This window comes from Nitrospiria bacterium, from assembly GCA_035498035.1.
Classification (GTDB): domain Bacteria; phylum Nitrospirota; class Nitrospiria; order JACQBZ01; family JACQBZ01; genus JACQBZ01.
Genome location: DATKAN010000050.1, coordinates 1 through 15,086 on the forward strand (window position 1 = coordinate 1; position 15,086 = coordinate 15,086).

Below are 15,086 nucleotides of genomic sequence, written 5' to 3' on the forward strand. Positions count from 1 at the left end.
CTCCGCCATCTTCTTCTCCGCCAACACCTTCGTGATCGCACTCGTCAACGTCGTCTTCCCGTGATCCACGTGCCCGATCGTCCCAATGTTGATGTGCGGCTTCGTCCGCTCAAATTTCGCCTTCGACATATTTCCTCCCTAGTTCTATTGGGGGACCACCCCGCTCACCCCAACGGCGCCACCGGCCAAACCCGAGGCCTCCGAATTACGCTTCCGCTTTGCCCTGTACTTTTGCGATGATTTCGTCCGCAATCTGTTTGGGCACTTGATCGTAATGAGAAAACTGCATCGTAAAGACCGCGCGGCCCTGGCTCATGGACCGAATATCCGTCGCATATCCGAACATCTCTTTCAACGGCACCAGTCCGTCGATCACCTGCGCGCCGGCCCGGGCCCGCATCCCCTGGATTTTTCCCCGTCGCGAATTGAGGTCGCCGATGATATCCCCCATGTATTCCTCCGGAACGATCACTTCGATCGTCATGATGGGCTCGAGGAGGACGGGGCTGGCGCGGCGGACCGCTTCTTTAAAACCCATCGATCCCGCAATTTTGAAGGCCATCTCCGAGGAATCCACATCGTGATAGGATCCGTCGACAACCCGGACCCGAATGTCGACCATCGGGTAACCGGCCATCACCCCGTTATCCATGGCCTCGCGGATGCCTTTCTCAATGGCGGGAATATATTCCTTCGGAATCGCTCCGCCGACGATTTTATTGACGAATTCAAATCCTTTTCCGGGCTCCACCGGCTCGACTTCGAGAAAAACATGGCCGTACTGTCCGCGGCCGCCGGTCTGCCGGATGTATTTTCCTTCGGCCTCGGCCTTGGCTCGGATGGTCTCCTTGAACGCGACCTGGGGTTTTCCCACATTGGCATCGACCTTGAATTCCCGCAGGAGCCGATCCACAATGATTTCAAGATGGAGCTCCCCCATCCCGGAGATGATCGTTTCGAGGGTCTCTTCATCGGTTGAAACCCGGAACGAGGGATCCTCCTGGGCCAGTCGCTGCAACGACAAACCCAGCTTCTCCTGGTCCTGCTTCGTTTTCGGTTCGATCGCCATGGAGATGACGGGCTCCGGAAACTTCATCACCTCGAGCAGGATGGGATGATCTTCCTCGCAGAGCGTGTCCCCGGTCGTGGTGTTCTTCAGACCGACGGCGGCCGCAATCTCACCCGCGTAGACCTCCTTGATGTCTTCGCGTTTGTTGGCGTGCATCTTCAAAAGGCGGCCGATCCTCTCCTTGTTGTCCTTCGTCGAATTGTAGGTATAGGAGCCCGCCTTGAGCACCCCCGAGTAGACGCGGAAATAGGTCAGCTGACCCACGAAGGGATCGGTCATGATCTTAAACGCCAGGGCCGAAAAGGGCTCGTCGTCGCTGACCCGGCGCTCCACCTCCGTTCCGGTTTTTGACTCGATCCCCTTCACCGGGGGGAGATCGGTCGGCGCCGGGAGATACTGGACGACGGCGTCCAACAACAGCTGGACCCCCTTGTTTTTGAACGAAGCGCCGCACAAAACCGGATTGATCTTCATCATCAAGGTGCCATTCCGGATGGCGCGGTGAATCTCTTCCGGAGACAGATCCTGACCGTCCAAAAACTTCTGAAGGACCGTTTCGTCGAATTCGGCGACGGAATCCAGCATTTTTTCACGGTATTCCTTGGCCAGCGTCATCAGATCTTCCGGGATGTCCTTTATTTCGTATTTCGCTCCAAGGGTCTCGTCGTCAAAGAAGACCCCCTTCATCGAGATGAGATCGACCGATCCGCGGAATCCCGATTCTTTTCCGATCGGAATCTGAATGGGCACGGGCTTCGCCCCCAGGCGATCCACCATGGATTTTACGCTTTCATAGAAATCGGCCCCGGTGCGATCCATCTTGTTCATAAACGCGATCCGGGGCACCTTGTATTTGTCCGCTTGGCGCCATACGGTTTCGGATTGCGGCTCCACGCCCTGAACCGAATCGAACACGGCGACCGCGCCATCCAAAACGCGAAGCGACCGCTCGACCTCGATGGTAAAATCCACATGGCCCGGCGTATCGATGATATTGATACGGTAATCTTTCCAGAAGCAGGTGGTCGCGGCGGCCGTGATCGTGATGCCCCGTTCCTTCTCCTGCTCCATCCAGTCCATCGTCGTGGTGCCCTCGTCCACTTCTCCGATCCGGTGGGTCATCCCGGTATAATAGAGGATCCGCTCCGTCGTGGTGGTCTTGCCGGCATCGATATGGGCCATAATGCCGATGTTTCGCGTGCGATCCAGTGAATATTGCCGAGGCACGATTTCCTCCGAATTCCGTTCAGTGACAGTTACCAACGGTAATGCGCAAAGGCCTTGTTCGCTTCTGCCATGCGGTGCGTATCTTCCTTCTTTTTAATCGCCCCGCCCGTGTTGTTGGACGCGTCCAAAATTTCGGCCGCCAGCTTCTCCTGCATGCTTTTCCCGGAGCGTTGCTGGGCGAATTGAGTCAGCCAGCGCAGCGCCAGCGCCAGGCGGCGGTTCGGGCGAATCTCCACGGGAACCTGATACGATGCGCCTCCGACACGACGCGATTTTACCTCCAGCATGGGCTTGACGTTATCCATCGCCGTCTTAAAGACCTTCAAGGGATCGTTTCCGGTTTTGGTCTTGATGGAATCCATCGCCTGGTAGCAGATCTTCTCGGCCGTGCTTTTTTTCCCCTTGCGCATGATCACGTTGATCAGCTTGCTGACCAATTTGTCGTTGTACCGGGGGTCCGGGCTCACCACGCGTTGCGAGATCGCTGCTCTTCTTGGCATAGTCTTCTCTGGGTAGCTATTTGGGCCGTTTGGCGCCGTACTTGGACCGGCCCTGTTTACGATTCTGTACGCCCACCGTATCCAATGCACCCCTCACGATGTGGTAACGCACACCCGGGAGGTCCTTCACACGCCCCCCCCGCACCAGGACGATCGAGTGTTCCTGCAAATTATGACCGACCCCGGGAATATACGTCGTGACTTCCATTCCGTTCGTCAATCGGACTCGGGCCACCTTCCGCAGGGCCGAATTAGGCTTCTTGGGAGTGGTCGTATAGACTCGGATGCACACTCCTCTTTTCTGGGGCGAACCTTTCAGGGCCGGGCTCTTCGTTTTACCCTTCGCCAGTTTTCTTCCTTGTCGCACAAGCTGATTGATCGTCGGCACGAGTCCCCTCTCAGACTGAAAAACCCATCGTCATCAAAGACAGAAATCAATGAATCCGGAAAAACTTTAGGATTCTACTGGATAATAATCCAATTGTCAAGGTATTTTAACGGAACAGATTTACCGTGTTCCGAATGAAATCGGGCCACACCCCGGAGCGGGTTCCGCCCCGGCAGGATGGACCACCATCAGGCTGATCATCACGGAAGGTTTTCCTTCAGAGCCAAATCCTTCCCCTCGCCTCCTTCCTCGATGGATTCCGTTGCGACTTCCTGAACCGGTTCCGCCGGCACCTTTACAAAAGTTTCTCGATAGGCGTCCAACCCCGTGCCCGCGGGGATCAAGCGCCCGACAATCACGTTTTCCTTCAACCCGGTCAGATCATCCATCTTTCCGTTGATGGCCGCTTCGGTGAGCACCCGCGTCGTTTCTTGGAACGAAGCGGCTGAAATAAAGCTATCCGTCGAGAGCGATGCTTTGGTGATGCCCAGGAGGATCGGCTTCCCGATGGCCGGTTTTCCGCCTTGCTCCGTGACTTTCTCATTTTCCGCGGCAAATACGGACTTCTCGATCTGACTCCCGATGAGAAACTCGGTATCTCCCGGATCCTCGATCTTCACCTTTCGCAGCATTTGTCGGACGATGATCTCGATGTGCTTGTCATTAATGGCCACGCCCTGGAGACGGTAAACCTCCTGCACCTCATCCACCAGATATTTTTGCAATTCCTTCGGTCCCAGCACGTCGAGAATGTCGTGGGGATTCGCGGAGCCGTCCATCAGGGCTTCACCGGCATGGATCCAGTCGCCTTCATGAACGCTGACATGCTTCCCCTTCGGAATATAATATTCTCGGACATCCCCCATCTCATTCTTCACGACCACTTTTCTCATACCCTTGACAAAACCGCCGAATTCGACGGTTCCGTCGATTTCACTGATGACCGCCTGTTCCTTTGGCCGACGCGCCTCGAAAAGCTCCGCCACACGCGGAAGACCCCCCGTGATGTCCTTGGTCTTGGTCGTTTCGCGTGGAATCTTGGCCAGGACATCGCCCGAATAGACGTGGGCCCCCTTTTCCACAAGAATATGGGCACCTGCGGGCAATAAGTACCGCGCGACCGATGTCCCGGAAATTTTCGCGGTTTTCCCCGATTCATCCTTGATCGAAATCCGGGGACGAAAATCCGAACCGGGATAGTCGATGATGACTTTGCGGGACAACCCGGTGACCTCGTCGACCTCTTCCTTCATCGTAACGTTCTCGATGATATCCCCAAAGGCCACCTTGCCGCTCATCTCGGTGAGAATCGTCAACGAATAGGGATCCCATTCCACCAGCTTTTGTCCCACCTCGACCCGGCCGCCGTCTTTAATCTTGATCTTGGCGCCGTAAACGACCGAGTACTTCTCTTTTTCACGCCCGCGTTCATCGTAGATGGCGATCTTGGCGTTGCGGTTCATGACCACCCATTCGCCTTCTTTGTTCCGCACGGCGATCCCGGCGTTATGAATATCCGTGTTCTTCTTCGCGTCATAGCTGAGAAATTTCAGGGTACCCGTATTCTTGGCCTCCAGGATCGTCTGCTCCACGACCTTGCTGGCCGTACCGCCGATATGGAACGTCCGCATGGTCAGCTGGGTCCCCGGCTCCCCGATGGACTGGGCCGCGATGATCCCCACCGCCTCTCCCTTTTCGACCAGCTTTCCCCGTGCGAGATCCCGGCCGTAGCACTTCACACAAACGCCCCGCCGGCTTTGGCAGGTGAGGACGGAACGAATCTTGATTTTGTCGATACCGGCTTCGACGATGGCCTTGACCCGTTCTTCATCCATCTCTTTTCCGGCTTCGACGATGACTTCATTCGTCAAAGGGTCCCGGATGTCCTCGGCGACAATGCGGCCCAGGATACGCTCCTCAAGAGGTTGGACGATCTCTCCCCCCTCCACCAGGGCGCTCACCTCGATCCCGTCCACGGTACCGCAGTCGTCTTCGCTGACGATCATATCTTGTGAAACATCCACCAGACGGCGGGTCAGGTAACCGGAATTGGCCGTCTTCAAGGCGGTGTCCGCCAAGCCTTTTCGGGCCCCGTGAGTGGAAATGAAATACTGCAACACCGTCAAGCCTTCGCGGAAATTCGCCGTGATGGGGGTTTCGATGATCTCACCCGACGGCTTGGCCATCAACCCTCTCATCCCGCCCAACTGACGGATCTGCTGCGTGCTGCCCCGCGCCCCGGAGTCGGCCATCATGTAAATTGAATTGAATTCCTTCTGCTCTTTCCTGGCCCCTTTCCCGTTCCCACCGTTGCCTCCCAACTCTTTCATCATTTCGCTGGCGACGAGCTCGGTGACGTGGGCCCAGATGTCGATGACCTTGTTGTACCGCTCTCCGTTGGTGATGAGACCGTCGGCGTACTGTTTCTCGATTTCCACGACCTCCCGCTGCGCACGGTCGATCAGCTCTTCTTTTTTCGCGGGAATGTGCATGTCATCGATGCAGATCGAAATCCCGGCTTTCGTCGCGAAGAAAAATCCGACATCTTTGATTTTGTCCAAAAGCATAACGGTCTCGCGGTGGCCACACTCCCGATAACAGACGTCGATCAATTTCATGACGTCTTTTTTGGTCATCAGGCGGTTCACGGTGTTAAACGAAAGGCCCTCCGGAAGGATCTCGGAGAAAATGACCCGGCCGACCGTGGTCTCGGCCAGGACGTCGTTGATCCGAACCTTGATCTTGGCATGCTCTTCGACTTCCCTCGCGTCATAGGCCACACGGACCTCTTCCTTGCTGGAAAAGATTTTTCCTTCGCCCTTGGCACCCATTCGCTCCTTGGTCAGCCAGTAGCACCCGAGCACCATATCCTGAGAGGGAACCATGATCGGTTTTCCGCTGGCGGGAGATAGCACGTTGTTGATGGACATCATCAGAACGCGCGCCTCAATCTGGGCCTCGACGGATAACGGCACATGCACGGCCATTTGATCGCCGTCGAAATCCGCATTGAACGCGGCGCAAACGAGGGGGTGAAGCTGGATCGCCTTGCCTTCGACCAGAATCGGATCAAACGCCTGAATCCCCAGGCGATGAAGCGTGGGGGCACGGTTCAGGAGCACCGGGTGATCACGGATCACGCCTTCCAGGACGTCCCAGACCTCGGGTTTTTCCTTTTCCACCATTTTCTTCGCGCTCTTAATGGTGGTCACATAACCTTTCTCCTCCAGTTTGTGGAAGATGAAGGGCTTGAACAATTCCAGAGCCATTTTCTTCGGCAGACCGCATTGGTTGAGCTTCAGATCGGGACCCACCACGATGACCGACCGGCCGGAATAGTCCACCCGCTTTCCCAACAGGTTCTGACGGAAGCGACCCTGCTTGCCTTTCAACATGTCGGACAAGGATTTTAGGGGACGCTTGTTGGGTCCTTTGATCGCCCTTCCCCGACGGCCGTTATCGAACAAGGCATCGACCGCCTCCTGGAGCATTCTTTTTTCATTCCGGATGATGACGCCGGGCGCCTTCAGCTCAATCAGACGCTTGAGCCGGTTATTCCGGTTGATCACGCGGCGGTAGAGATCGTTTAGATCGGACGTCGCAAAGCGTCCCCCGTCCAACGGAACCAGCGGCCGGAGTTCCGGCGGAAGGACGGGGATCACGTCCATAATCATCCAGTCGGGCTTGTTGCCCGATTTTCGGAAGGCCTCGACGACTTTCAATCGTTTCGTGTACTTCTTCTTCAACGCGGTCGAGTCGGCCTCTTTCACTTTCGCATGGAGATCTTTCCAGAGCGTCTCGATATCGACACCCTTGAGGAGCTCGCGGATGGCCTCCGCCCCCATCCCCGCTTTAAAATCGCTTCCATGTTCCTGAACCAGCTGGAGGTATTTCTCTTCGGTCAAAACGTCCTTTTCCTTGAGATCCGTTTTTCCGGAGTCGATGACGACATAGGCCTCGAAGTAGAGGATGCGCTCGAGCTGTTTCAGGCTCATGTCCAAAAGATTTCCGATTCGGCTCGGGACTCCTTTGAGAAACCAGATATGGGCGACGGGGGCCGCCAGGGCGATGTGTCCCATCCGTTCCCGACGGACTTTCGACTGGATGACCTCCACACCGCATTTGTCGCAGACGATTCCGCGGTGTTTCATCCGCTTGTACTTTCCGCAATTGCACTCCCAGTCTTTGGTCGGACCGAAGATCTTTGCGCAGAACAGTCCATCCCTCTCCGGCTTAAACGAGCGATAGTTGATCGTCTCCGGCTTCTTTACTTCGCCGTACGACCAGGATAAAATCTTGTCCTGTGAGGCGATGCGGATCCGAATGGCATCAAAAGACACCGGCTCTTTTGGTTTTTCGAAAAATGAGCGAATTCCTTCCAAGGGTTGACTCCTCTTCAGAATGTTTGTTGCTCCTGCAGTCCGAACACGGCTCGAACCGGGGGACCGATGCTTCGTATTATTCTTTTGTTTTCATCAACTCAACGTCCAAGCCCAGACTCTGCAGCTCTTTCACAAGAACGTTGAACGATTCCGGCAAACCGGGCTCCAGGAAGTTTTCTCCCTTGACGATGGCCTCGTAGATCCGGGACCTTCCCGGGACGTCGTCCGATTTGACCGTCAGGAATTCCTGAAGAATGGAAGCCGCACCGTACGCCTGGAGCGCCCAGACCTCCATCTCTCCCAACCGCTGACCGCCGAACTGGGCCTTGCCCCCCAGCGGCTGCTGGGTGACCAAAGAGTAGGGACCGATCGAACGGGCGTGGATTTTATCATCGACGAGATGATGGAGTTTCATCATGTACATATAGCCCACCGTCACGGGGCGATCGAACGATTCGCCCGTCCGTCCGTCAAAGAGCATGCTCTGTCCCGACTCGGGAAGGCCCGCCTTCTTCAATAGGTCCTTGATCTCGCCTTCGCGGGCCCCGTCGAATACGGGGCTGGAAACGTACAAGCCAAGCGCTTTCGCCGCCCAGCCCAGATGGGTTTCCAGAATTTGGCCCACATTCATTCGGGAAGGCACGCCCAGCGGGTTTAGAACGACTTCCACCGGCGTTCCGTCGGGCAGATAGGGCATATCTTCTTCACGAAGAATCCGGGCCACGACCCCCTTGTTTCCGTGACGACCCGCGACCTTGTCTCCGACCGACACCTTCCGCTTCATCGCGATGTAAACCTTCACCAGCTTGATGACCCCGGGCGGAAGTTCATCCCCGCCCTTGAGCCGGCCCATTCGTTTGTCGTAAATCTCCTGGAGGATCTCCATCTGCTCCTTGGCCATGCGTTCCATTTCAAGCAGTTTTTCCTGATCCTCCGGATTGCTGAGCAAGATATCCCGCAAATAATCGTCCGCGATTTTTTTCAGGACCTCGGGAGTCAATTTTCGCTTCCGCTTCAGAATCACATCCCCGGTCTCCGGATCGACGATGTCGCGACTGATCACCTTCCCGTTAAGAAACTTCCTCATTTTTTTATTTTTCTCGTCATCGATGATCCGGAGCTCGTCCTGGTGATCCCGCTGCAAGCGCCCGATGTCGTCGCTCTCGAACACCTTGGCGTGCTCCACCTTGTCGCTGCCTTTGCGAGAAAAGATCTTGACATCGACGACGATCCCTTCCACGCCCGGGGGAACGATCAACGAGGTGTCCTTGACGTCCCCGGCTTTCTCACCGAAAATCGCCCTCAAGAGCTTCTCCTCGGGAGTGAGCTGGGTCTCACCTTTTGGGGTCACCTTTCCGACAAGAATATCGCCCGGTCGTACTTCCGCCCCGATCCGAATGATACCGCCCTCGTCCAGATTCTTGAGGGCTTCCTCTCCGACATTCGGAATATCGCGGGTGATCTCCTCCTTGCCGAGCTTGGTGTCCCGGGCCTCCACTTCGAATTCTTCGATATGAATCGATGTGAACATATCTTCCTTGACCAGTTTTTCACTGATCAAAATGGCGTCTTCGAAATTGTATCCGCCCCACGGCATGAAGGCCACGAGGACGTTGCGCCCCAAAGCGAGATCGCCCTGATCGATGGCCGGGCCATCGGCCAGCACCTCCCCCTTCTTCACAACGTCACCGGGATTGACGACCGGTTTTTGATTAATGCAGGTATTTTGGTTGGAACGGAGAAACTTGATCAAAGGGAAAACCTCGGTCGCCTTCTCTTTGTCCTTTCCGGACCGGCCGTGGTCGTATTTCACCACGATGCGGTTGGCGTCAATGCTCTGAACCGTTCCTGGGTGGCGGGCAAAAACCACGTACCCCGAGTCGCGGGCCACCACGGACTCCATCCCGGTTCCGACCAACGGGGCCTCCGTTTTGATCAGCGGCACGGCTTGGCGCTGCATATTGGATCCCATCAGGGCCCGGTTGGCGTCGTCATTCTCAAGGAATGGGATCAGCGCGGTGGCCACGCTGACGATCTGTTTCGGGGACACATCCATATACTCGACTTTGTCGGGAGTAACGGTCACAAAATCATCGGCGAACCGGGCCGAGATACTTTCAGAAACCAATCGGCCGCGCCCGTCAACCTTCGAATTCGCCTGGCCGATCACATGGCGCTCTCCATCGATGGCCGACAAAAATTCGACATCATCCGTCACACGAGCCGTCTTCACTTTTCGATACGGGGCTTCGATGAAGCCGAATTCGTTCACACACGCATAGGTGGCCAGCGACGTTATCAAACCGATGTTGGGACCTTCCGGAGTTTCGATTGGACAAATCCGCCCGTAATGGGAGGGATGGACGTCGCGAACCTCGAATCCAGCCCGTTCACGCGTCAACCCCCCGGGTCCCAGTGCGGACAGCCGGCGTTTATGGGTGATCTCCGCCAGGGGGTTCGTCTGATCCATAAATTGAGAAAGCTGACTGCTGCCGAAAAATTCCTTGATCGCGGCCATAACCGGCTTCGCATTGATGAGGTCATGCGGCAGGGCCGCCTCCAGATCAAGCAGGTTCATCCGTTCTTTGATGGTCCGTTCCATGCGCACAAGACCGATCCGAAATTGGTTCTCCAGCAGCTCGCCGACGGACCGGACCCGGCGGTTTCCCAAGTGGTCGATATCGTCGATCTCCCCTTTTGCGGCTTTCAAGTTGATCAGATATCGAACCACCTCAACGATGTCCTCCGGGGTCAGGGTCCGCTTCTCCAGGGAGACATCGAGACCCAGCTTTTTATTGAGCTTAAGACGGCCCACCGGCGAGAGATCATACCGTTTCGGATTAAAAAACAGGTTGTCGAACAAGGTTTTGGCCGTTTCCACGGTAGGCGATTCGCCGGGACGCAGACGCTTGTAAATCTCCACCATGGCCTCTTCCTTGGATCCGACCTCCTCCAACGGCAGGGTGTCTCGAATCACGGGCGGAACCGTGACGGGATCGATGTAGATCAGTCGAAAATTCTCCAGGTGACTGCGCAACAATTTTTGCAACACGTCTTCGGTCATTTCCTTGTTGCGGGCCAGGAGAACTTCGTGCGTTTTCGGATCGGAAAGATCTCCGGCCGTCAGCCGACCGATCAATTCTTCATGGGGAATCGGGATTTCTTTGATCCCGGCCTTCCGGATGCGGTTGAGGATCACCTTGGTGAACTTCCCGCCTTCCTTGACGATCGTTTCCTTGGCTTTTTTATCCACAATATCGATCGGGGATTTGATCCCCGAATGGATATCGGGGTCCAGCTTCCGGACAAATTTTCCTTTCTGGATCTGTATCTCCTCCACGGGGTAATACATTCGATAGAGGTCCTCGGTGGTATACCCAAACGCCTTTAAAAGAATCGTCACGGGCATCTTCCGACGACGATCGATTCTTACGTAAAGGATATCCCGCGTGTCGAATTCAAAATCAAGCCAGGATCCCCGATACGGAATAATCCGCGCCGAAAACAGAACTTTTCCGCTGGCATGGGTCTTACCTTTATCGTGGGTAAACGCCACGCCCGGAGAGCGGTGCAACTGACTGACCACTACCCTCTCGGTTCCGTTGATGATGAACGTCCCGGTCTCGGTCATGAGCGGAAGTTCGCCCAGATAGACCTCCGACTCCTTGCTCTCGCGGATTTTTTTTGTGTCCCCCTTGGCTTCTTTGTCGAAAAGATGAAGGCGGACACGAATCTTCAGGGGGGCCGCATAATTCATGCCCCGTTCCAGACACTCCCGCACACCGTATTTGGGGGCGCCCAGTGAATAATCGACCAACTCGATCATGGCCGTTTCGTTGTAGTCTGTTATGGGGAAAACGCTGTTGAAGGCGGCCTGGAGCCCCCGGTCTTGACGACGGTCCGGCGCCACAACCATTTGCAAAAAGCGCTCGTATGAACTTTTCTGAATATCGATGAGATTGGGAATCTCAATCTTGCTTTGAATCTTCGAAAAGTCCTTCCGGTGTCTCACGTTTTCCAATCCTCCACTTGAAGCAGTCATGCTGATTTTACCTCATGTTTGAACCATCGCGGCGACAATAATAAACCGATCCTCTCGGGCTGTCGAACCACCGTTATTTAATTTCGACCTTGGCGCCAGCCTCTTCCAGCTTCTTCTTCATGGTCTCGGCTTCTTCCTTCGCCACGCCGCTTTTCACCGGCTTCGGCGCTCCTTCGACGAGATCCTTGGCTTCCTTGAGGCCAAGACTGGTCAGTTCGCGAACCACTTTGATGATCTGGATCTTCTTATCGGCCGCCGCGGACGATAAGATCACGTCAAAACTGGTCTTCTCTTCAGCGGCGGCGGCTGCGGCACCCCCGCCGGCCGAGGCCACGGCCATTGCGGGCATGGCCGCCGTCACGCCAAACCTCTCCTCGAGGGCCTTGACCAGTTCCGAAAGCTCCAGAACCGTCATTCCTTCGATCGCCTTGATCAATTCATCTTTGGAAAGTTTCGTTGCAGTCGCCATTGCATGCTCCTTTCTGGTTAACCGTTGGTTGTTCTTGTCTCGATTACGATGTCTTTGTTGATTGTTGATCCCGGATCGCCGAAACCGTATAAACGAACTTCCGGATAATCCCCTGTAGTCCACCGACCAATCCGCTCACCGGGGCCTGCATCCGACTCAACAGGTCCGCGATCAGCACTTCTTTCTTGGGCAGCGAGGCCACGGCCTTCAGGCCCTTGGAATCCAAGACCTGACCTTCCACGACTCCAATCTTGACCTTGATCTTTTCGGTTCTCTTATCGACGAATTCCTTCAAGATCTTGGCCGGCGCGACAGGATCGTCGTAGCCGAAGGCAACGGCGATGGCGCCTTGAAAGGCCTCTCGGGTTCCGGACACGTTCGTCCCTTCGACCGCCCGTCGGGCCAGCGTATTTTTTACGACTCGAAGTTCGCCCTTGGCCCCGCGGAGTTTCTGCCGAAGCTCCGTCATTTCCGACACGGCCAATCCCTTAAACTCCGTCAAAATGGCCACCGTAGCGGTTGAAAATTTCTCGTGAAGTTCATCGACCTGGCGTTGTTTCTCTTCCCGTTTCATTTTCATGTGCAGTCCCTCGCTCACCCAAACATTTTTGCGACGCCGGGCGCATCGATTTTGATCGAAGGTCCCATGGTCGATGAAACCGTAATGGCTTTAAGATATACCCCTTTGGCTGTGGACGGCTTGGCTTTGACGATTGTCTCCAGTACCGTTGAAGCGTTCTCGGCCAGCTTTTGAGGCTCGAAAGAGACTTTGCCGACAGGAACATGGACTATTCCCGCCTTTTCCACCTTGAATTCAACCCGCCCTTGACGAACTTCACGAATGGCCTTGGCGAGATCAAAAGTAACGGTGCCCGATTTTGGATTGGGCATTAACCCACGAGGACCTAAAATTTTACCCAGCTTGCCAACCGTTCCCATGAGATCCGGGGTCGCGATAACGCGGTCGAACTCGAGCCATCCTTTGGTAATCTTTTCGACGAGCTCTTCGGAACCCACGACATCGGCGCCCGCTTCCCGCGCCTCTTTTTCCTTATCCCCTTTGGCAAAGACAGCGACGCGGACCGTCTTACCGGTGCCGTGGGGGAGAAGAACCGATCCACGCACCATTTGATCGGAATGCTTCGGATCAACGCCCAACTGAACCGCCAAATCCACGGTTTCGTCGAACTTGGCGAACGCGGCCTTTTTTACAATCTGCATCGCCTCCGGGATCGTATACTGTTTCGTTTCGACGTGCGCTTTGGCTGCCAGGTATTTCTTTCCCATCTCCGCTCCTTCGACTTGTCCTCAGCTCTTTACCACCTGGATCCCCATGCTTCGAGCCGTTCCCTCGATGATATGAACGGCCCCTTTAAGGTCCACCGCATTGAGATCCGGCATCTTCAACTTGGCAATTTCTTCGACCTGGTTCTGTGTGACCTTCCCCACTTTATCCTTATTCGGAACCGCAGACCCTTTGATTATTCCTGCCGCCTTCTTCAACAGATCGGACGCGGGGGGTGTTTTGGTGATAAAGGTGAATGTGCGATCGGAAAAAATCGTGATGATGACAGGAATAATGGCCCCTTCCTGCTTCTGTGTCTTTGCATTGAACGCCTTACAAAACTCCATAATATTGACACCGTGTTGCCCCAGGGCGGGACCCACCGGCGGTGCGGGATTAGCCTTACCGGCGGGAATCTGGAGTTTCACCATACCGGTTACTTCTTTTGCCACAGCAACACCTCCTCTTCACTCCTCAAGCCAAATCGTCTCAGCGGCATCCGGGATCACTACAATCGCTCAACTTGCAAGAAACCCAGCTCCACCGGAGTGGACCGCCCGAAAATGCTGACCAGAACTTTCACCTTGTTTTGCTCGGCATGCACTTCATCGACGACACCGTTAAAACCCAGAAAAGGCCCGTCGATAATCCGAACCGCGTCTCCCTTTTGGAACTGTAATTTTTCGCGCGGCGCGGCCGTCCCCGCATCCAATTGCTTGAGCAGTGTCTCCACTTCCGATTCGGATAAGGGGGCCGGCTTGGCTTCGCCGCCCAAAAATCCGGTCACTTTGGGTGTGTTTTTAATGAGCTGCAAGGTCTCATCGGTCATTTCCATTTCGATGAGTACATAACCGGGGAAAAATTTCTTGGTCGAAACCCTTTTTTTGCCATCTTTTATCTCGATGACCTCTTCGGTCGGAACCAAGACTTTGCTGATTTTCTCCTGTAAACCCAGGTGGCTGGCCTGCTCTTCAATTGTGGTTTTGACACGACCCTCAAAACCGGAATACGTATGAATAACGTACCAATTCTTTGTCATTGAAATCACCAATTGAATTATCCTATTGAATGATGAGTCGCACTGCTTTCACAAGGGCCATATCCAGTACAGACAGAAAAACTCCGATAATTATCACAAGGATTAATACGACGGTCGTTGACCCCACCGTCTCCGCCCGTGTAGGGTAGGCCACCTTTTTCAATTCCGCCCTTACATCGTTGAAAAACGCAGAAATCCGACCCAGAAAGCCTTGCATGAGCCTCTCCTCGGTGCACCTGCGGGTCTAACCCGGCGCGTTATCGGCCAGTAACTGGCAGGCCAGGAGGGATTCGAACCCCCAACCCGCGGTTTTGGAGACCGCTGCTCTAGCCGTTGGAGCTACTGGCCTATTTAACTTCCTTGTGTGCCGTGTGTTTCCGGCACATCTTGCAATATTTCTGAAGCTCCAAACGATCCGGGTCATTTTTTTTATTTTTGACCGTAGAATAGTTTCGTTCTCGACAATCTGTACAGGCCAGGGTAATAATCTCACGCATTTCTATGTCACTCCTTGTATAACCTACCGACCCTTATTAATCGTATGCTTTTTTACGCGATGACTTCACTGATGACCCCCGCACCGACCGTGCGGCCGCCTTCCCGGATCGCAAACCGCAACTCCTTCTCCATCGCGATCGGCGTGATCAACTCCACGTCCATCCGCACATTGTCCCCCGGCATCACC

Annotated in this window: 14 protein-coding genes and 1 tRNA gene; all 15 read right to left on the minus strand. The window is 55.0% G+C overall.

Annotation, left to right across the window (positions count from 1 at the left end; genetic code table 11):
- Positions 1-129, minus strand: a 129-nt coding sequence (locus VMN77_10200; protein ID HTN44153.1) for a GTP-binding protein, incomplete at its 3' end; no start/stop codon positions are given.
- A gap of 76 nt (positions 130-205) precedes the next feature.
- Positions 206-2,296: an elongation factor G gene (fusA, locus tag VMN77_10205; protein HTN44154.1), complete on the minus strand. Its 2,091-nt coding sequence runs from the start codon at positions 2,294-2,296 to the stop codon at positions 206-208.
- 29 nt (positions 2,297-2,325) lie between these two features.
- The gene (gene rpsG / locus VMN77_10210) at positions 2,326-2,796 is read right to left on the minus strand and encodes a 30S ribosomal protein S7 (GenBank protein HTN44155.1); all 471 of its coding nucleotides are present in this window, start codon (positions 2,794-2,796) and stop codon (positions 2,326-2,328) included.
- 16 nt (positions 2,797-2,812) lie between these two features.
- A complete protein-coding gene (gene rpsL / locus VMN77_10215; GenBank protein HTN44156.1) occupies positions 2,813-3,184 on the minus strand; it encodes a 30S ribosomal protein S12 in 372 nt (123 codons plus the stop codon).
- Positions 3,185-3,384: 200 nt separating this feature from the next.
- The gene (gene rpoC / locus VMN77_10220; GenBank protein ID HTN44157.1) at positions 3,385-7,566 is read right to left on the minus strand and encodes a DNA-directed RNA polymerase subunit beta'; all 4,182 of its coding nucleotides are present in this window, start codon (positions 7,564-7,566) and stop codon (positions 3,385-3,387) included.
- A gap of 76 nt (positions 7,567-7,642) precedes the next feature.
- Positions 7,643-11,608 carry a DNA-directed RNA polymerase subunit beta gene (rpoB, locus tag VMN77_10225; protein ID HTN44158.1) on the minus strand — a complete coding sequence of 1,322 codons (3,966 nt, stop codon included), beginning with the start codon at positions 11,606-11,608 and terminating at the stop codon, positions 7,643-7,645.
- A gap of 73 nt (positions 11,609-11,681) precedes the next feature.
- Positions 11,682-12,077, minus strand: a complete 396-nt coding sequence (gene rplL / locus VMN77_10230) for a 50S ribosomal protein L7/L12 (protein ID HTN44159.1) — start codon at positions 12,075-12,077, stop codon at positions 11,682-11,684.
- Between the two features lie 43 nt (positions 12,078-12,120).
- On the minus strand, positions 12,121-12,657 hold the full coding sequence (gene rplJ, locus VMN77_10235) for a 50S ribosomal protein L10 (protein HTN44160.1): 537 nt from the start codon (positions 12,655-12,657) through the stop codon (positions 12,121-12,123).
- A 14-nt stretch (positions 12,658-12,671) separates the two neighbouring features.
- Positions 12,672-13,364 (minus strand): 50S ribosomal protein L1, encoded by a 693-nt coding sequence (gene rplA / locus VMN77_10240; protein ID HTN44161.1) that lies wholly within the window; start codon positions 13,362-13,364, stop codon positions 12,672-12,674.
- Between the two features lie 21 nt (positions 13,365-13,385).
- Complete coding sequence (gene rplK / locus VMN77_10245) at positions 13,386-13,814, minus strand: 50S ribosomal protein L11 (protein ID HTN44162.1); 429 nt, start codon at positions 13,812-13,814, stop codon at positions 13,386-13,388.
- 56 nt (positions 13,815-13,870) lie between these two features.
- Positions 13,871-14,401 (minus strand): transcription termination/antitermination protein NusG, encoded by a 531-nt coding sequence (gene nusG / locus VMN77_10250; protein ID HTN44163.1) that lies wholly within the window; start codon positions 14,399-14,401, stop codon positions 13,871-13,873.
- A gap of 22 nt (positions 14,402-14,423) precedes the next feature.
- Complete coding sequence (secE, locus tag VMN77_10255) at positions 14,424-14,618, minus strand: preprotein translocase subunit SecE (GenBank protein ID HTN44164.1); 195 nt, start codon at positions 14,616-14,618, stop codon at positions 14,424-14,426.
- Positions 14,619-14,673: 55 nt separating this feature from the next.
- Positions 14,674-14,750 (minus strand) — tRNA-Trp (locus VMN77_10260).
- Positions 14,749-14,898, minus strand: coding sequence for a 50S ribosomal protein L33 (gene rpmG / locus VMN77_10265; GenBank protein ID HTN44165.1), 150 nt, complete (start codon positions 14,896-14,898; stop codon positions 14,749-14,751). The genes VMN77_10260 and rpmG overlap by 2 nt, the downstream gene beginning before the upstream one ends.
- 52 nt (positions 14,899-14,950) lie before the next feature.
- Positions 14,951-15,086, minus strand: a 136-nt coding sequence (gene tuf / locus VMN77_10270; protein HTN44166.1) for an elongation factor Tu, incomplete at its 5' end; no start/stop codon positions are given.